Raw genomic sequence first — 18,101 nt, forward strand, 5'->3', positions numbered from 1 at the left:
AACCGCCGCAACCAGTAGACGCAGCGCTCCGGCAGATCGAGCCGCGCCCGCGCCTCGATGGCCGGCTGGCCCAGGTCGGCCTCCGGATGGCCGGACCAGTAGTCGCGGCCGTAGCCCTCGGCGCGCTCCTCCCGCGACACCAACGTGCCGCAGGCCGGACACAGCATATACCCGTCGCTGAAGGGCTCAAGCCCGCCCACACCACACCAACATTGCCGCATTGCGTGCTCCAGGGGAGGAAGAGGAGGAAGAATCGGGGGGAGGGAACCCCTTTTTGAAAAAAGGGGTTCCCTCCCCCGAGCCCCCTCCCTCTCCAAAAACTTTTCAAGGGGGGAACGGGTCATTTTTTGTGGTTCGTTGTGGGGGTGGGGTTGCCGAGGAAGGCGAGGGCGGCGTCCCATTCCTGCGGGTCGCAGAGGTCTTTTTCGATGATTTCGTAGAACTCCCCGGGTTCCAGGCGCAGGCCCTGGTGTTCGGGGTGTTTGCGTTTGAGCCAGGTGGGCGCTTCGCGGGCTTCGGTCTCGCCGTCGGCGGTGAAGAACACCAAGGGAATCCGTCCTTCGCCGCCGCACTTGAAGAGCAGATACGATTTGGTCATGGCCTTTCCCCTTCTTCCCATGCGGCGCTTCGCCGCTGCCGCCCGACGTTCCCTTCCACGCCTCCATCCGCCCCGTCGGGGGGGGCCGGGGGGGATCATCCCCCCCGGCCGCCGGAGGCCTCTTCCCTCTTCTCTCCATCCCTGTCCCTCTCCGCATCCTTTCCCAGCTCCTTCCCCGCCGCCACCTTCACCAGAAACGACCGCCAGCAGCCGGCGCAGCCGGCCGGGGCGGCGTCGGTGTCGTGGGCGAAGCGGAAGTCGCGGTAGTCGGGCGCGTTCCAGACGGCGGCCAGGCTGTCGGCGTGGAGGTTGCCGCGCACGTCGCGGGGGAAGGGGATGTCGTGGCCGTGGAAGCGGTAGCTGGCGGGGTCGGGCATGGGGACGTTGCGCAGGGGGCAGGGACTGACGGCTCCGTCGGCGGCCAGGAAGAGGCTCTCGCCCGGCGTGTCGGGACAATGAAAGCGCCTGACGCCGCCGTGGACCAGCTTGCAGTCCAGGGCGACGCCGAGTCCGGCGGCCTCCCGGGCGGCCTGGTGCATGGCCTCGGCCACCGCGTCGAAGCTCTCCTGGTCCCTGGGCACCAGGACGTCGTATTCGGTCTGGGGGCTGGTGGCGTAGGAGAGGGGGCGAAGCGAGGCCTGGGCGATGCCGAGGCCTTCCAGGAACCGGGGGAGGTGTTCCAGCTCGCCGGCGGCCAGGCCGGTGCGGGTGAGCGTGTAGCGCACCCGGATCTCCGGCAGCGTGGATTCGTGCACGGCCCGCACGGTGTGCAGCCGGTCGATGGCGGCCAGCACGGCGTAGAGGCTGGTGCCGCGCCGGCGGAAATTGGTGTCCTCGGACAGCCCGGCCAGGGGAAAGACCACGGCGTCCAGGCCGTCGCGGACCAGGGCGTTGGCCTGGGCGTCGGCCAGCCGGCCGCCGTCGGTGAAAAGGACGGTGCGCGCGCCTTTTTTGCGGGCGGCGGCGAGCATCTCCAGGAAGTCCGGGTTGGCCAGGGGGTCGCCCCAGCCGTGGAAGCGCACCTCGGCCACGGCGTCTACGTCGTTCAGGGCTTTTTGAAAAAGCGCCGGCGGCAGGTCGTGGTCGAGCCAGTGCTTCTTGTGGCCGGCGCGGATGGTGAAGCCGGTCTCGGCCCGGCTGCGCGAGGAGGCCTCGACGTGGAGGCAGTCCAGGATGACGGGCGGGCGGATCATCGGGCGGTGACGGCCGCCGCGGCGAAGGTCACGGCCGAGGCGGTCTCCTTTTCGCGCATGATGTCGCGGCAAAGCACGGTCAGCTCCGACGGCGGCAGGATCTCGGCCAGGGTGGCCAGGGCGGTGAGGCCGCAGACGTTGTAGCGGTCCTCGACCCGGTCCGATTCGGCGAAGAAGGCCTCGGCGTCGCCGCGCGAGAGCGCATCGAGCAGGGCCGTGTCGTGGGCCATGGCCGCCTCTTCCAGGAGTTCGGCCGGCTTGTCGTGGCCGAATTTGGGGCCGATGTGACAGAAATCCACCCCGGCCACGACGAGGGTGTCGGGCGCGGCGGCGAGTTCCCGCAGGGCGTCGAGGAACGGGCCGGCCGCGTCCAGGAAGGCCTGCCGCGAAAAGGCGGGCAGCGCCCCCACCGGCGAGCCGCACAGGATCGGCACGATGGAGAAGGGCGCGTTCCCCAGTACGTGGCGCAGGAATACGGCCTGGAATTCCAGCGAGTGCTCGTCGCGGTGCTGGAGCTCGCTCGGATCGACCGCCTTGCCGCCGGCCCGGCGCAGCCTGTCCACGGCCGCCGCGTCGGCCGGCACGTCGCCGAGCGGCGTAGAGTAGGCCTTGTCCGTGAGGGAGTAGAGGCCCCGGATGATCTGGTGCCCGACGCCGAGCACGATGACCCGGCGGGGGGCGAGCCCGCGCAGGGGGGCGTAGGCGGCGGCGTAGGCGGCCTTGCCCGCCTCGGGGTCGATGTGCGGGGCGATGACGCCCACGAGCCGTCCGGCGGGCAGGGCCGCCCCGGCCGGAGCCAGGTCCAGGACGGCGTCGAGGTAGGGCGAAAGGAGCTGGGGCGCGTCGGGATAGGCCTGGCCGGCGAACACGGCCCCGCGCGTGTCCCTGGCGGCGAAGTCCGCCGCGGCCTGCGCCTTGGCGGCCTGGTAGCGTTCCGTGTCGAGGAGTCCGGCCTGGTCCAGCTCCGCCAGGACCGACAGGATGTCCTCGCGGGAGACCGGGCGGCCGCCCTGGAGGGCCGTGATCTCCCGGGCCAGGTCGTCCAGGGAGCGCAGCCCGTCCATGAGGGCCAGCACCGGCAGCAGTCCCGGCGGCACGCCCGTGCCGTAGGGCACGAGGTCCAGCCGGTCGCGCACGAGGATCATTTGCCGGCCTTCGTGGTCGAAGGGGATGAATTCGAGGTCGTGTCTGGCCCGGGGATGTTCCATGCGCGCTTCCTTTGAGAGTTTCCCGAGGCTAGCCCAGGGCGCGGCCCTTGGCAACGCCGATGGGGCGCGCGCTACGCGCCGCCTTGATTTCCCCGGGCGATACGGCTACCTCAAGCCCCGACCGGCCCCGTCGCCGGCCCATCCTCATAAGAGACCGCACAGGAACGCCATGCGCTTTGCCAAAGCACTCCTTATAAGCCACATCACCGATCTGGCCGGCCCGTCCGAAGCCCTGGAGAACTACCTGCGCCACCGCAGCGACGTGCTGGGCGTGATCTACCACCCCTTCCACTATTGTTCCGACCGCCGCTCCCTGGCCCGCAAGTACGTGGCCGGCCGGCTGACCATGGACAGGAAGCGCATCGGCTGGGCCCTGCCGAACCTGCTGACCTACGCCAAGGACGTGCTGTGCTCGCTGGTCTTCTTTTTTCTTCTGGGCGGGCGCTACAACGACTGCGTGGCCTGCGACCCGCTCAACGCCGTGGTGGCCATCGCGCTCAAGAAATGCCGCCTCATCGACCGGGTGATCTTCTACACCATCGACTGGATGCCGGGCCGCTTCGCCAACCCGCTGCTCAACAGGATCTACCACGCCCTGGACCTCTTCTGCGTGCGTCACTGCGACGCGGCCTGGAACATCTCGCCGCGCATCGTGGAGGTGCGCCGTTCCCAGGGCCTGCCCGACGAACGCAACATCCTCGTGCCCGTGGGCGTGGACCTGGAAAAGATCACTCTGGCCGACAAGTCGGACCGCGCCCCCCGCGACCTGGTGCTCCTGGGGGCCCTGAGCCCGTCCAAGGGCGTGGATTGCGTCATCGAGGCCTGGCCGCGCCTGCTGGCCCGGTTCCCGGAGCTGCGCCTGCACGTCGTCGGCAAGACGCCCAACAACGCCGTGGAGGACGGGGTGGTCTACGCGCCCTACGAGCCGCGCCTGCGCGAGCTGGGCGATTCGGTCGTCCTGCACGGGGTCATGAACCACGACAAGGTGCTGGAGACCCTGCCGGCCTGCGACGTCAGCCTGGCCCTCTACCGGCCCACGGACAACAACCTCTCCCGCTGGGCCGACCCCAGCCGGGTCAAGGACTACCTGGCCTGCGGCCTGCCCGTGATCATCACCGACGTGCCGGAGATCGCCAAGGACGTGGCCCGCGAAGGCGCGGGCATCGTCGTCGCCTACACGGCCGCCGCCGTGGAGGAGGCCGTGGCGGCCATGGTCGGGAACCCCGACGCCTGGCGGGCCATGGGCCGCGCCGCCGTGGCCTACATGGAACGCTACCGCTGGTCGGCCATCTTCGACGCGTCTTTTGAAGCCGCCAGGAGAGGCTCTGCCCCTTCTGGACTTCCCCGCCGGGGTGCATGATGCCCCCCGGACCCCCTCGCAAGGGGTGGGCGGGGCGAGCCGGGAGCGGCGCGAGGGCCGGGGCCGGCGACATATTTTATTGAGGCGGATGCGGGAGCAGCGGGGCGCGGGAACACGATGACGGGACGGAAGACGGCAGTCTGGCTTGGGGCCATGGCCGCGCTGGCGGCCCTGGTCCTTGTCGCGTTCGCCGGGGTGCTGTCGCGGCCGGGCATGGTCGGCCACACCTGGGACTGGGGCGTGCCGGCCTTCGCCGAGCAGTTCCGCGACATGGCCTGGCGGCATCTGTCCACCTGGGACGACTATTTCGAGACCGGGCGCTACCACTATTTCAAGCTGGAGTTGCTCTACTGGTGGGCGCTGTGGCCGTTTTCCGCGGCCGGCGGCGAGGCCGTCTCGAAGTGGCTGCCGCTGACGCTCACCTTCCTGTCCGGCGCGGCCCTGTGGCCGCTGGCCCGCCGCCAGGGCCTGTCGCCCCTCTACGCCGGCCTGGCCTCGGTCTTCTACGCCTTCTCGCCCTACGCCCTGTCGCGCATCGTGGCCGGCCACATGCCCATGCTCGCGGGCTATGCCCTGCTGCCCCTGGTGGTCCTTTCCGCCAAGGTCCTCATGGCCCGCCTGGAGGCCTCCCGGCCGGGGGCATTTTATTTCACGGTGCTGACGGGCTTCCTGCTCGGGCTCACTTCGCTGCACCCGGGCGTGGGCATGAGCGCGGCGGCCATGCTGACCATCGCGTTCGCCTGGCGCGTGTGCTGCGGCGGCAGGCGGCGGCTTGCCTTGTGCGCCGCCTTCGTGGGCCTGGGGCTTGTGGCCGTGGCCATGAACATCCATTTCATGGCCCCTTTCGTCGGCGACTACTTCGGCAAGGGGGCCATCCGCCACGGCTGGGGGCTTTCCGTCTCGGCCGAGGGCGACGTCACCGTGGACACCGAGCTTCCCCGGCGCGAGGCCTACCACGAATCCACCAGCCAACCCGTGGACGCGGCGGCGCTGCTGCGCCTGCGCCCGGGCATGGACACGGAATACGTCTACCCCATCCCCGACGGCCTGGGCCTGCCCTGGCACGTGGCCGCCGTGGCCGTGGCCCTGTGCGTTTTCGCCTACGCCTTCCGCTCCCGCAAGAATCCCGAGCTCACGGCCCTTTTCGTCACGGCCGTGGTCGGCGTGCTGCTCGTTTCCGGCTCGCGCACCCTGCCCGGCATGGCCTTCTACCAGTTGGGGCTCAAAAAGACCCTGCCCATCCTGTTCGCCGCCTTTTCCAACACCACCCGCTGGCTGCCGCTGGTGGTGCTGCCCTACGCCATTCTTTTCGCCCGGGCCGCCGCCGATCTGGCCGCCGCCGGCCGGCCGCGCCTGGTCGGGTGGGCCAGTCTGGCCGTGACGCTTCTTTTCGTCTCGCCGTTTTTGGCCGGGGGGCTCACGCGCCCCTTCGACCCCGACCGCGACATCCAGCCCTTGACCCTCAAGCAGACGCCCATCGGCCCCGAGGACGCCTCGGTCTACGCCTTTCTGCGCGACCGGCCCGACGCCTTCCGCGTGGCCTACCTGCCGCCCATCGGCATCACTTGGCCCGGGGAGACGCAGTTCACCTTCGAGTGGACCTCGGCCTACTCGCCCAAGCCCTTTTTCCTGGCTTTCAAGACCCATCCCCTGGCCGAGCCGGTATTTAACGGCCTCTACGCCGAGCACCCGACCACGACCCTGGCCCGGCTGGCGGCGCTCGGGTCCTGCCGGTTCCTGGTCTATCCGCACTACGCCCACGCCTACACCTACGACGACTTCCAGCCCGCCTACGTGCCCCCGGACACGGTGGACGGCTACAAGGACTACAAGCCGGTCTTCGACGCCAACCTGGCCATGCAGCGCGAGCTGCGCAGGCTGCCGCTTTTTTCCACCGTGGACGTCTACGAGAACGAGGCCTTTTTGCCCCTGGTGCGCCCGGGCGACCGGGTGGCGGCCGTGGAGCCCGTGGGCGGGGCCGGGCCGGCCAATCCCGTGGTGGCCGCCCTGGCCGAGGAAACGGCCCTGCCGGACTACGACCCGGGCACGGTCTACCTGCGGGCCGGGCGCGACCCGGTCTTCCTGGAATTTCTCGCCTCCGTCATGGGCGACGGGCCGAAGAAAAGCCGGCTGCTGGTCGGCCGGGCCGCCGACGCCAAGCTCCTCGTCGAGCGCCCCCGGGAGGCCATACCCGCGCCGAGCCTGGAATTTCGCCGCCTGGGCCCCACGTCCGTGCGCCTTCGCGTCCACGGGGTCACGGCCGCCTTTCCCCTGGTCTTTCAGGAGACGTTCCACGCCGGCTGGAAGGCGCTCCTCGTGCCGCGCCGGGCCGGGGAACTCACCGGGGAGGGAAACGGCGCGGCGCGCCTGCTGCCGCGCTACGTTCCCTCGCCGGCCGCCGGCCCGGACGCGGCCACGGCCGGGGAGCTGGCCGGCTATCTCGCCCGGGGCGAGGTCTCGACCCTGGGCGACGGCGACCCGAAAACCCGCCGGGTCTTCGCCTACGGCCCGGGCGGGGCGGTCGTCGGCGAGACGGAAACCGCCGCCGCCGTGGGCTTCGTGTCGCGTCGCGTCGCCGGGTCGGTGCAAAACGACAACCTGCCCGGGCCTCGCCTGACCGAGGGATTTTTCCCGGCCGCCTTCGCGCCCAGGGACCCGTCCACCCTGACGCGGCCCCTGGACCCGGCCGGCTGGGCCGTGGCCGGGGCGGGGCAGGGCCGTCCCGTCGCCTGGCCCGACGCCCTGCACCTGGAGGCCTACGGCTTCGCCAACGCCTGGTGGCTCGACCCGGCCATCCTGCGCCTTTTGCCCGAGGCCGGGGCCGACGCGCCGGGCTATTTCGCCCGCCGACCCGACGGGGGCCTCGATTTCGAGGTGCTGCTTTCCTTTGCGCCCCAAACCTCGTACCTCATGGGCCTTGCCGGCAGCGCCGCCGCCTACGCCGCCTGCCTGGCGGTCCTCGTCGTCGGACCTTTTGCGATCAAGCGCCGGGAGAAGCCCCATGCCTGACATCCACGCCCCCGCCACCCTGCCTGTCGGGACGAACAACCGCGGCTTCGGCGGCGCGGTCTTCCTCGGGCTTTTCGTCGTGCTGGCGGTGATGGCCTGCCTCAAATACCTGGCCCTGCATTCCACGGTCTTCGACCTCGGCGTGTTCCTGTCCAACCTCTATTCCCTGCACGCTTTCGGCCAGTGGTGGCGGGCCTTTCTCGGCCATGCCCAGCCGCTTCTGCCCGTCTACGCCCAGGTCTACCGCCTGGTGCCGGACCAGGCCGCGCCGTTGGTGCTCCTCACGGCCCAGGCCTTCGTCCTGGCCTTGCCGGCGCTGTGGGCCGGGCGGCGCTACGGGCTGCTGGCCGCCGTCGCCTACGGGCTCTTTTTTCCGGTCTGGACCAACGGCCTCTTCGACTTTCATCTCGACCACCTGCTTATCCCCATCCTTTTCGCTTTTCTGGCCGCGGCCACCTCCGGCCGCACGGTCACGGCCTTCGTCCTCGGACTCCTGCCCGCCCTGGTCAAGGAACCCTATGCCCTGACCACGGTGTGCTGCGGGGCGTATCTGCTGCTCTTTCAGGGGCGCAGGGCGGCCGGCTGGGGACTCGTCGTGCTGGGGAGCCTTTATTTCTACGTCGCCACCGCCTGGGTCGTGCCCTTTTGTACCGCCGACGGCGGGCTCGGGGCCCAGAGTGGGGCCTATGCCTGGCTCGGCGGCGGCCCGGGCGCGGCCGTCGTCACCATGTTGACCCACCCGCTGACGGTCCTGGCCGAGGTCTTCGGCGTGCCGGGCAAGTGGAAGTATCTGGGCTTTCTGTTCGGGGCGCTGCTGTTCTTCCCGCTTTTCCGGCCCAAGCTCCTGCTGCCGGCCCTGCCCGCCCTGGCCTTGTCGCTGCTCTCCACCCACCCCAACTACTACGGCTGGGCCAACCACTACACCGCCGGCGCGGCCGGGGCGCTTTTTTTCGCCTTTTGCGAGGTGCTCGGCCCGGTGCGCATCCTGGCCAGGCAGTCCGGGGTGGGCGTGCGCCGCTTCGGCGCGGCCCTTTTCGCCGCCCTGGGCCTGGTGCACGTGATGCTGGCTCCGTCGCCGGTGTCGCGGCTTTTCTGGTTCTCGGACAGCTTCGCCTTTTCCAGCGAGGCCTACGAGCCCACGGCCCGCGACGCCGCCATCCTGGGCGAGATGCTCAAGTCCGTGCCGCGGGACCCGGCGCTGGCCCTGGTGTCGCAAAACAGCCTCAACTGGGGGGCCCTGGCCGAGCGCCTGGACTACAACAGCTTTCCCCTGGGCGTGTTCGAGCCCCATCTCGTGCGCGACCTCTCCAAGGCCACCCTGGCCGACTTCTGGCGCTTCGTGCGCACCGGCCGGACCCCGGACCTGCCCGTGCGCTCCTGGCAGGCCCAGTACGTGATCCTGGACCTGACCCGTCCCTGGTTCGTCCTGGACCAGGGCTGCGAATTCGTGGACGGGGCCTGCCGCGACGAGGACGTGGCCCGGGAGTTCAACACCCTGGTCATCCGCGCCCGCCAGGAGCTGGAAACCGTGCACGACGCGGGCGGCCTGCTCATCCTGCGCCGGCCGCAACCCGTCGCGCCCGCGCCGGCCGTCCAGCCAGCGCCCGAGGGCGCGACCCAGCCGGCGCAACAGGCTTCGCCCGGCGAACCGGGCGCTGTGCCGACGATTCCCGCCAGTCCCGGCACGTCTGTCGCCCCCGTCGCGCCGGGCGGCCAGCCGACGCAGCCGGGCGGCCAGCCGACGCAGCCGGGCGGCGCTCCCGTCCCGGGCGCGCCCCAGGCCGTGCCGCCGGCTTCGGGGGTTCCGGCCGTCCAGACGCCGCCGGCCCCGGGCACGGAGGACATCGAGGTCGAGGTGCTCGACCGCTTCCCCGGCAACTACCCCGGCAAGAAGGCCAAGCCCATGCCTCCGACGGCCCCGGCCGTGGAAGGCGGCCCGACGCCCGACGCCGCCGCGCCCGAGGAGCCGTCCGCGCCCAAAAAGGAGCGTCGCCCGCGCCGTCACGAGGCCCCGGCCGAAACCCCGGCCGGGCCGGACGCCGGTATTCAGGCTGTGCCCGAAGGCCAGGCCGACGTGCCGGCCCCCGAGGCCGCGCCCAAGCGGGAGCGCCGCGCAAGGCGGCAGCAAACCCCGGCCGCGACGCCGGCCGCGCCCGATGCCGGCGTCCAGGCCGCGCCCGAGGGACAGACTGAAGTCCCGGCCCCCGAGACCGCGCCCAAAAGGGAACGCCGGCCCAGGCGGCAGGCGGCGCAGCCCGTGGAGGTCGCTCCCCCGGCCGACGGCGCGGCCGTGACCGCGCCTGAAGGCCAGGCTCCGGTCGGCGAGACGCCGCCCAAAAAGGAACGACGCTCCCGGCGTCGCGAGGCCCCCGTGGAGGTCCCGGCCGGCCCGGAGGCCGGCCCGTCCGTCGCGCCTTCCGGCGACGCCCCGGCTCAGCCCGCGCCCAAGCCCGAGCGCCGGTCGCGACGGTCCAGGGACACCATCGAGATTCCCTCTCCGGCGGACGGAGGCGAGCGTGCGCCCACGCCCTAGGCCGGCGTTTGGGCCGCGTTTGCGGGGCACAGCCGGGCGAATCCTGGGAATGCCGCGTCATGGGGGCCGCTTCTGGGCCGTCGCCGCGCTGTGCGTCCTGCTTTGCTGCGCCGGGCCGGCCGGCGCCGTGAACCTCGACCCCAAGCCCGAGCGCGCCCCGGTGCGCCTGCCCGACGGGCTCTTCGCCGATTCCGGCCCGGTCGACGGGCTCCTTCGCGTCAAGCTCTTTACGAAAAAGGTCAAGTATTCCCGAGTCCTCGAGACGACCCCCCTGGCCTCGGCCCAGGGTCTTGACGGCGGGCTGTCCCTGGCCACGGCCCAGGGCGGTCGTGACATCGCCTTCGGCCGCTACAACGAAGTCGCCCTGGACGTGCGCGACGTCGACCCGGACAACCCCACCCTGGCCGCCCTGCTCGTGCGCGCCCCTAACGGCCGGACCTTCGCGAGCGACCCTCTGGAGTGCGTGGAGCGCCTGGGCGCGGCCTATCTGGAGACCATCGCCGCCGGGGAGGCCTCGGTCGCCGTGGCCCGGGCGCAGTGGGCCGAGAAGACGCCGCTCTACCTGTTGCGCCGCCTCCTCGACCTCCCCCACGACGACGTCTGGCGCACGGCCGAGGACGGCCCGTCCACCTTTCTCCAGCGCCGCTTCGACCGCGACCTGCTGGACATCGGCGCGGTGGACCTGCTCCTTCGCCGGCCGGCCCCGGTGCAGGTCAACCTCGTGGCCGCCCTGGACCCGTCCCATCCCAGGCAGCGCACGGTCCTCGACTGGTACGCCCTGGCCAAACGCACCTTCGAGCTGCCCGACGGCCGCACCGTGCTGCGCGTCTACGTGGGCCGCTATCTGCGCGCCCGCTATCCGGGGATCAAAAGCGCCAGGCTCAAGGAAATAAGCCTGATGTTCTTCCGCCAGGGCGAGGCCGAGGTGGCCCGCGAGCGGGTGGTGGAGTGCCTGGCCTTCGTGCCCTCGGGCCTGGACCCGGCCTGGGCAGCGGAAAATGGCCTGCCCGGCCGGCTGCCGACCCGGGTGCGCGAGCCCTTCGCCGGAGCCCGGCGCGTGTTCGTCAACATCGCTCCGGCCGCCGCGGCTGTGGGAAACGCCACGGCCACGGCTTCCCTGCGCCTGACGCCCATGGCCCCGGGCCTGCCCGGCGGCGGGAGCCTGGAGGCCGCCGCCCTGGCCCTGGTCTCGCCGCGCCGCGACACCCCGGCCTTCCTGGCCGCCGCCGACGAGCTGGCGGCCGGGCTCGGCGCGGCCCCGGACATCGACCGCCCCGACGGCGGCGTCAGCGTCGTTTCCCTTTGGAGCCTGTCCTCGCCCTTCGAGCCGGCCAGCCGCACCCGGGCCGGGGAGGGGGGCGAGGCCGCGCCGGTCTTCTTGTCCGGCGGAGCCGGCCTCTTTCGGGCCGAGGGCGGGGTGCGGCTCTACCGCGCGCCGCGCGGCCTGGTGGTTGAGGGCCGGGCCGGGGAGCTCGCCGTGCCGGTCGCGGCGTCCTTTGTCCCGTCGCCGCAAAACGCCTATTTCTTCCGCCTGGACATCGGCTCCGCCCCGGGGCTTGCCGCCGTGACTCTGGACGTCTCCCCGGCCGGCGGCGGCGCGGCCAGGACCTACGCCGTGCGCCCGGGCGCGCCCACGCCCCTGCCCGACCTGCCGGCTTCCGTGGCCGGGGCCGTGCTGCGCTTTCGCTTCACCGGCCGGGAGTTCTCCCTGCCGCTGACCCGGGCGGAGCTTGTGTCCGTGCCGCGGCAAACGCCCCACGAAGGCCTCTACGAGGCCCGGCTGCCCTGGCCCGTGACAACGGCCGCGACCCTCGCCAAGACCGGGCCGCAAGCCTACGCCGCCGCGCCGGTCACGCCCTTCGGCCGTTTCTCGTGGCTGACCGCCGCCTACGCCCTGGTCGGCGACCCGGCGGCCGTTTCCGTGGACGGCGGCGATCCGGCCGTGCCTGACACCCGCTCGGGCCTCGTCGCCGGCCGGCTGGCCGGGGAAGGCGGCTCGGCGACCCTGGCCGTCACGGGCGTCGGCAACCAGGCCCCGGGCGCACTGGAGCTTATGGAGGCGGCCTTTTCCGGCCAGGTTGCGGCCGGCTGGAAGGATTTCTTCGCCGTCGCGCCCCTGGCCGCCCTGGACGGCCGGCCCTACGCCCCGGGCGAGGTGTCCGGCGAGGCGGCCCGGCGCATCCACGAGGCCGACGACTGGCTGGCTCTGGGCGCGGCTTCCCTGGCGGCCAAGGGGGCCACGGCCCGCTTTTTCGCCCATCCCTGGTACGGCGTGTCCGCCCTGTGTTTCGAGACGGACAGCGGCGTCGATCTTTCCCGCTTCGCCGCCGCGCCCCGCGCCGGGGGAGGCTCGGGCGGGCCGGGCACGCTGTCGCGCGCGCTTTTCGCCTTGGCCGCCCTCGCGGCGCTTGGGCTCGGCCTGCGCTTGGCCGGCCGGGAGCGGCTTGCGGCCGTGGTGCGCCGGCCGGCCGCCTGGCTGGCCGCCTCTCCGTCGCCCGGCCCCGGGGCCGGGCGGCAGCTGGCCTGGGGCCTTGGCGTCTGCCTGTCCCTTGCCGCTTCCGGGCTGCTGCTCGGGGCCGTGTCCGGCCGGGTCGCGCTGGGGCTTGCCGCCGCCTCCCTGGTTCCGGTATGGCGTGTCGTCGCGCCGGAGGCGGCCGCGCGCGCGGCCCGTCGACTCCCGGCTCTTGGCCGCTGGCTGGCCGGCGGGCCGGGCCGCCTCTACTTCGCCGGTTTCGCCCTGTCCCTGGTCCTGGCCGCCGGCCTTCGCGGCGCGACCCTGGCCCGGGTTTCGGAATTTCTCGTCCAGGCCGGGCTCTACTGTTTCCTGGCCGGACTCTACCTCCAAGCCGTCCCCGGTCGGGAAGCCCCCGCCGCCCGGGAGACGCCCCCCGACCCGGGGCGCGCCCCGGAGACGCCCGTGAAGGACGTGCACGCGTGAAACGCTTCCTCAGGCAGAACATCGTCATCCTTTTCCTGCTCAACTCCGGCAACCTCTTCAACTACCTGTTCCAGTTGGTGGTGGGCCGGTCCATGAGCCCGGCCGATTTCGGCGGGTTCAACGCGCTCAATTCCACCATGGTCATCTTCGCCGCGCCCCTGGCCATCGTGCCCCTGGTCATGGCCCGGTTCACGGCCCGCTTCGCCATTTCCGACATGGGCCTCGTGCGCTCGCTGCTCTCCCGGGCCGGGCTCTACGCCGCGCTGCTCGCCGCCGTGGCCTACGGCATCGGCGCGGCCTGCCTGCCGCTGCTGCAGTCGTTTCTGCACATCGAATCGGCCACGCCCGTGCTGCTCATGCTCGGGGTCATGGCCGGCTCCTTCGTGCTGCCCGTGCCCTGGGGCATGCTGCAGGGCTTGCAGCGCTTCACGGGCTACGGCATCGCCGGGGCTTCCAACGCCCTGTTCCGCCTGCTCGGCGCGCTGGCCTTCGTCATGGCGCTGTCCTGGGGCATCAACGGCGCGCTGCTGGCGAGCCTGGCCGGCATCGGCGCGGCCATCGCCGTCAACTGCCTCTTTTTGCGCGACGTCTTCCGCCTGCCCGGCGCGCCCCTGCCCAAGGGGCTTTTCAAGGAGGTCGGAGCCTATTCCGTGGGCATGCTCGTCTCCTCGGTCATCGTCATGATCCTCGGCAACCTGGACCTCGTGCTCGTGCGCCACTACTGCGACGCCGAGGGCGCGGGGCTCTACGCCACGGCGGCCATCCTCGGGCGCATCGCCTTCTATCTGCCGTCGGTGCTCATGAGCGTGCTTTTCACCGAGGCGGCCTCGGCCAAGGAGACCGGCCGCAACGACCTGTCGTCGCTTTGGACCTCCATGGGACTGACGGCCGTGCTCGGCGGCGGGTTCGCGCTTTTCTGCCTGGTGGCCTCCTCGTTCGTGGTGAAAATCCTCTTCGGCGCGAACTACGTCGCCGCCGGGCCGCTTCTCACCGTCATCAGTTCCGCCATGGCCCTGCTCGCCGTGGCCAACATCCTTTTCGTCTATTTCCAGGCCCGCTCGGAATTCGGCTTCGTCTGGTTCCAGGTGGCCGGGGTGGGGCTTTTCCTCGGCCTTGTCGCCTTTTACCACGACACCCCCATGACCGTGGCCTGGCTGCTTTTTTCCGGCATCGCCGTCATGCTCCTGGGCTCGCTGTGCTGGCTGCTCCTTCGCGTGCGGGCCCGAAAAAACAAGGAAGTCTCCCATGCAGGTTGAGTTCTACCGTCACAGCCTCGACGACAAGGACCTGGACAACGTCCTGTCCGTGTTGCGTTCCGTCTTCCTGACCTCGGGCCCGGTGGGCGCGAAGTTCGAATCCAAGTTCGCGGCCTACACCGGCATCCCCCACGTGGTGGGCCTGTCCTCCTGCTCCGGGGCCATGCATCTGGCCCTGCTGGCCCTTGGCCTGGCTCCCGGGGACGAGGTCATCACCACGCCCATGACGTTTATCGCCACCTCCACGGTCATCATGCACTGCGGGGCCAGGCCCGTGTACGTGGACGTGGAGCCGGACACCGGGCTTCTCGATGCGGCCAGGGTGGAGGCGGCCGTGACGCCGCGCACCAAGGGCATCCTGCCCGTGCACCTCTACGGGGCCATGTGCGACATGCGGGCCCTGTCCGCCGTCGCCGAAAAGCACGGGCTCTTCATCGTCGAGGACTGCGCCCACGCCATCGAGTGCTCCCGCGACGGCGTGCGCCCGGGCGAGCTGTCCGCCGCTGCCTGCTACAGCTTCTACGCCACCAAAAACCTCACCTGCGGCGAGGGCGGGGCCATCGCCTGCCACGACGAGGAGCTGGCCCGGCTCTCGCGTCAGTTGGCCAACCACGGCATGAGCAAGAACGCCTCGGGCCGCTACCACGGCAAGTACGAGCACTGGGACATGGTGGCCGAGGGCTGGAAGTACAACCTCGACGACATCCGGGCCGCCCTGCTCGTGGACCAGCTCGACCGGCTGGACGGCCTGCACGCCCGCCGCCAGGAGATCGTGGCCCGCTACGACGCCGGCTTCGCCGGCGCGCCGGGCATCGTGCGGCCGCGCGCCCCGGGCGTGTCCGCCCACCACCTCTACACCCTGTGGGTGGACCCCGAGCGCCGCGACGCCATCCTGCACACGCTCAAGGAGCGGGGCGTGGCCGTGGCCGTCAACTACCGGGCCATCCACACGCTTTCCTTCCTGCGCGACGCCCTGGGACATGCGCCCGAGGACTTCCCCGAGGCCGACCGCATCGGGCGCTCGACCATCACCCTGCCCCTGTACCCGAAACTGACCGACGCGCAGATCGACTACGTCATCGAGACCGTGCGCGACGTGGCCAGGTAGCCTTTTGCGGGAGGAGCCATGAGCGGGAACACCTTCGGCGTCCTGTTTCGCCTGACCACCTACGGCGAGTCCCACGGGCCGGCCCTGGGCGGGGTCGTGGACGGCTGCCCGCCCGGGGTGGCGCTCAGCGAGGCCGTGATCCAGCGCGAACTGGACCGCCGCCGCCCCGGTTCCGGCGGGCTCACGGGCACGGCCCGCAAGGAGCCCGACGCCGTGCGTCTGCTCTCGGGCGTGTTCGAGGGCGCAACCACGGGCACGCCCATCGGCTTCGTCATCGAAAACACCGACCAGCGTTCCAGGGACTACGAAGCGGCGAAAAATCTGCTGCGCCCGGGGCACGCCGACGGCACCTACCTTTCCAAGTACGGCCGGCGCGACTACCGGGGGGGAGGGCGGGCCTCGGCCCGGGAGACGGCCGCCCGGGTCGCGGGCGGGGCCGTGGCCGGAGCCATGCTCGCGCCCCTTGGCGTCGAGGTACTGGCCTATACGGTGGAATTCGGCGGCATCGCCTGCGCCGTGAAGGACGTCGCCGCCGCGGCCGACCGGCCGTTTTGCGCCGCCGACCCGGACGTGGTCCCGGTCTGGGAAGCCCGGGCCAGGGAAGCCATGGCCTCGGGCGACAGCCTGGGCGGCGTGGTGGAGATCGCGGCCACGGGCGTTCCGGCGGGCCTTGGCGAACCGGTCTTCGACAAGCTCGACGCCAGGCTCGCGTACGCGCTCATGGGCGTGGGCGCGGTCAAAGGCGTGGAGATCGGGGCCGGCTTCGCCGCCGCGCGCCTGACCGGCTCCACCAACAACGACCCCATCGTCAACCCGCCCGAGTCCAACAACGCCGGCGGCATTCTCGGCGGCGTCTCGAGCGGCCAGCCCGTGATCGCCCGGGCGGCGGTCAAGCCCATCCCCTCCATCGCCGTGCCCCAGCGCACCACGGACACGTCCGGCAATCCGGCCCAGATCGTGGTGGGCGGCCGCCACGACCGCAGCGCCATCCCGCGCGTGGTGCCGGTCCTTAAGGCCATGGTCCTTTTGACCCTGGCCGACATGGTCTTGCTCCAGCGCCGCATCCGGCCCTAGGATCGCCTCCTTTCGTACCCGCATCCACGCGGCGGCACGGGAGAAAAAGTTCCCGTGCCAGCCGCGTGTCCATTTTACGGACAGGCTGTTACTTTTTGACCCGGGCGGGACATCTGTTGCCCCAATTCTCCCCATTTATGATAATATGCTGAATTAGTTTGTTGTTTTATTGCTTTCCAACCCGGCGAAGCGGTTGGACAGTCGCTCATCGTGCGATTTTGGCTTGAATTTCTCGCCTCCTTTCCGTAAGATTGAAATAACCATCGGTTTTCTTGGGTTTTTTTTCGTGGTGCGATCCTTGCTTTCTTGAGCGGTCAATATCCCCCAGTGCATTCTTCAGGATCCGCTTGCGGGTCCAGGTCGAGGACGGCCGTCGTGGGTTGGCCGTACATGAGCGGGTAGCTTGTCGAGGCGAGATCGCGTTGCCGCAGAACGAAGGAGGCGAAAATGGATGTACCCAGCAAGAGCAATAAGGCCTGGCAAGACATCGTGACCGGAAAAAAGACGTATCAGCTCAAGTTTCTTGCCGCAAAGATCCTGCTTGGCCGACTGACCAGGGCGGTGAAGGAAGACCCGTCGGCCGACAATATCAACGCCAGCGTCGACCAGTTGTATGCGATTTTTGCCAACAACGTGAACATGCCCAGCGTTCAGGATGATCTGAAAACAATTTTCGGCTAGGAGGGCGAAATGCGACAGACCATTTCCAGCGTATCGGACGTCAAGCAGCTGATCGAGTCGGGACGCAAGCTCCTTCTGGCCGGCGACGAGGACGCCTTGCGCCAGTTGCCCAAGGGCGACTGGATCGGCGGCACCATTCCTTACTTCATTTCCGCCGACAAGGGCGGCATGGTCAGCCGCGAAATGATCTGCGCCACGGACATCACCGACATCGTGGCCGCTGTCGACATCGTCGCCTACGACGACAACAGCCTGGCCCGCGTCTACGCCGAAGGCCCCAAACACGGGTTCAGCTTCATCATCATTCCGGCCGCCAGCAAAACCCACATGTCCTTCGCGCTCAACGGCCCGAACTACAAGGATTTCGGAGTCCGGCCCCTCATTGGCTGGGTCGCCGGCGTACATCTGAGCGACCTCGGCAAGAAGACGCCCAAGGTGGTCAACGGCCAGACCGGCGACATGTTCGAGGAAGGCGCCCTGGTGCTCCAGGCCCAGCTCCCCGAAGGCAAGGTGGCCGAGATCGGCATCGTCAACCTCTTCGAGCAGGGCGACGGCGACATCCTGACCTTCAACGCCGACGGCTTCGCCGCCAAGGACGTCATGGTCAACGGCGAGAAGCGCAATTTCGCCGCCTACATCGTGAAAAACAAGCTGGACACCAAGCTGCCCCTGGTCGCCGACTACTACGGCGCCATGGTCAACATCAGCTTCCAGGACGTGGACGAGGTCGAAGGCCAGGTGAAGTTCTACGCCCCGGTCTTCTCGGGCATCCGCTACAAGCACGCCCGCCCCGTGGCCGACTACGTCAAGGTCTTCAACGACCGCCTCTGCAAGGAATGCTCGATCGAATCCAGCCGGGTGGCCTTCTCTTGCAACTGCATCCTCAACTATCTCTACTCCGAACTGGAAGGCAAGAAGACCGAACCCTTTACCGGGCCGGTGACCTTCGGCGAAATCGCCTACCAGCTGCTCAACCAGACCCTGGTCTACCTGGAGATCATGGACGTCTAGAGGACGCCTCCAAACGACGGGCCGGCCGGCGCCTCGGCCGCCGGAACCGTTGCAGACGCACCGCCCGGAGCCGCCGCCGCTCACCGGAAGGCGGACCGACGTTTCCGCGGCGTCGGGGCGACCCCGGGCATG

13 protein-coding genes are annotated in these 18,101 nt (G+C 70.4%); 9 read left to right on the top strand and 4 right to left on the bottom strand.

Annotation, left to right across the window (positions count from 1 at the left end; all coding sequences use genetic code 11):
* The 4 genes from Q1K70_RS11860 to amrB all read right to left on the bottom strand — a co-directional run.
* The coding region (locus Q1K70_RS11860; protein WP_300159675.1) for a hypothetical protein at nucleotides 1-221 on the bottom strand (221 nt) is incomplete at its 3' end.
* 119 nt (nucleotides 222-340) lie between these two features.
* Nucleotides 341-598 (bottom strand): hypothetical protein, encoded by a 258-nt coding sequence (locus Q1K70_RS11865; RefSeq protein ID WP_300159678.1) that lies wholly within the window; start codon nucleotides 596-598, stop codon nucleotides 341-343.
* Nucleotides 599-693: 95 nt separating this feature from the next.
* Nucleotides 694-1,791, bottom strand: a complete 1,098-nt coding sequence (locus Q1K70_RS11870; protein ID WP_300159681.1) for an SPASM domain-containing protein — start codon at nucleotides 1,789-1,791, stop codon at nucleotides 694-696.
* Nucleotides 1,788-2,999 (bottom strand): AmmeMemoRadiSam system protein B, encoded by a 1,212-nt coding sequence (gene amrB / locus Q1K70_RS11875; RefSeq protein WP_300159683.1) that lies wholly within the window; start codon nucleotides 2,997-2,999, stop codon nucleotides 1,788-1,790. Before amrB ends, Q1K70_RS11870 begins: the two co-directional genes overlap by 4 nt.
* A 169-nt stretch (nucleotides 3,000-3,168) precedes the next feature.
* Here amrB and Q1K70_RS11880 point away from each other — a divergent pair, with 169 nt between their 5' ends.
* The 9 genes from Q1K70_RS11880 to Q1K70_RS11920 all read left to right on the top strand — a co-directional run bounded on the left by Q1K70_RS11880 (nucleotide 3,169) and on the right by Q1K70_RS11920 (nucleotide 17,969).
* Nucleotides 3,169-4,359, top strand: a complete 1,191-nt coding sequence (locus tag Q1K70_RS11880; RefSeq protein ID WP_300159686.1) for a glycosyltransferase — start codon at nucleotides 3,169-3,171, stop codon at nucleotides 4,357-4,359.
* Nucleotides 4,360-4,512: 153 nt separating this feature from the next.
* Nucleotides 4,513-7,368: a hypothetical protein gene (locus Q1K70_RS11885; protein ID WP_300159689.1), complete on the top strand. Its 2,856-nt coding sequence runs from the start codon at nucleotides 4,513-4,515 to the stop codon at nucleotides 7,366-7,368.
* Nucleotides 7,361-9,901, top strand: a complete 2,541-nt coding sequence (locus tag Q1K70_RS11890) for a DUF2079 domain-containing protein (RefSeq protein ID WP_300159692.1) — start codon at nucleotides 7,361-7,363, stop codon at nucleotides 9,899-9,901. The genes Q1K70_RS11885 and Q1K70_RS11890 overlap by 8 nt, the downstream gene beginning before the upstream one ends.
* Nucleotides 9,902-9,950: 49 nt before the next feature.
* Complete coding sequence (locus tag Q1K70_RS11895) at nucleotides 9,951-12,839, top strand: hypothetical protein (RefSeq protein WP_300159695.1); 2,889 nt, start codon at nucleotides 9,951-9,953, stop codon at nucleotides 12,837-12,839.
* Complete coding sequence (locus Q1K70_RS11900; protein WP_300159698.1) at nucleotides 12,836-14,095, top strand: oligosaccharide flippase family protein; 1,260 nt, start codon at nucleotides 12,836-12,838, stop codon at nucleotides 14,093-14,095. Before Q1K70_RS11895 ends, Q1K70_RS11900 begins: the two co-directional genes overlap by 4 nt.
* Nucleotides 14,085-15,203: a DegT/DnrJ/EryC1/StrS family aminotransferase gene (locus Q1K70_RS11905; RefSeq protein WP_300159701.1), complete on the top strand. Its 1,119-nt coding sequence runs from the start codon at nucleotides 14,085-14,087 to the stop codon at nucleotides 15,201-15,203. Before Q1K70_RS11900 ends, Q1K70_RS11905 begins: the two co-directional genes overlap by 11 nt.
* A gap of 18 nt (nucleotides 15,204-15,221) precedes the next feature.
* Nucleotides 15,222-16,277, top strand: coding sequence for a chorismate synthase (gene aroC, locus Q1K70_RS11910; RefSeq protein ID WP_300159704.1), 1,056 nt, complete (start codon nucleotides 15,222-15,224; stop codon nucleotides 16,275-16,277).
* A 447-nt stretch (nucleotides 16,278-16,724) separates the two neighbouring features.
* Nucleotides 16,725-16,958 carry a hypothetical protein gene (locus tag Q1K70_RS11915; protein WP_300159707.1) on the top strand — a complete coding sequence of 78 codons (234 nt, stop codon included), beginning with the start codon at nucleotides 16,725-16,727 and terminating at the stop codon, nucleotides 16,956-16,958.
* 9 nt (nucleotides 16,959-16,967) lie between these two features.
* Nucleotides 16,968-17,969, top strand: coding sequence for a hypothetical protein (locus tag Q1K70_RS11920; protein WP_300159709.1), 1,002 nt, complete (start codon nucleotides 16,968-16,970; stop codon nucleotides 17,967-17,969).
* Nucleotides 17,970-18,101 lie beyond the last annotated feature (132 nt).

Source organism: Solidesulfovibrio sp. (genome assembly GCF_029978005.1).
Taxonomy (GTDB): Bacteria; Desulfobacterota; Desulfovibrionia; order Desulfovibrionales; family Desulfovibrionaceae; genus Solidesulfovibrio.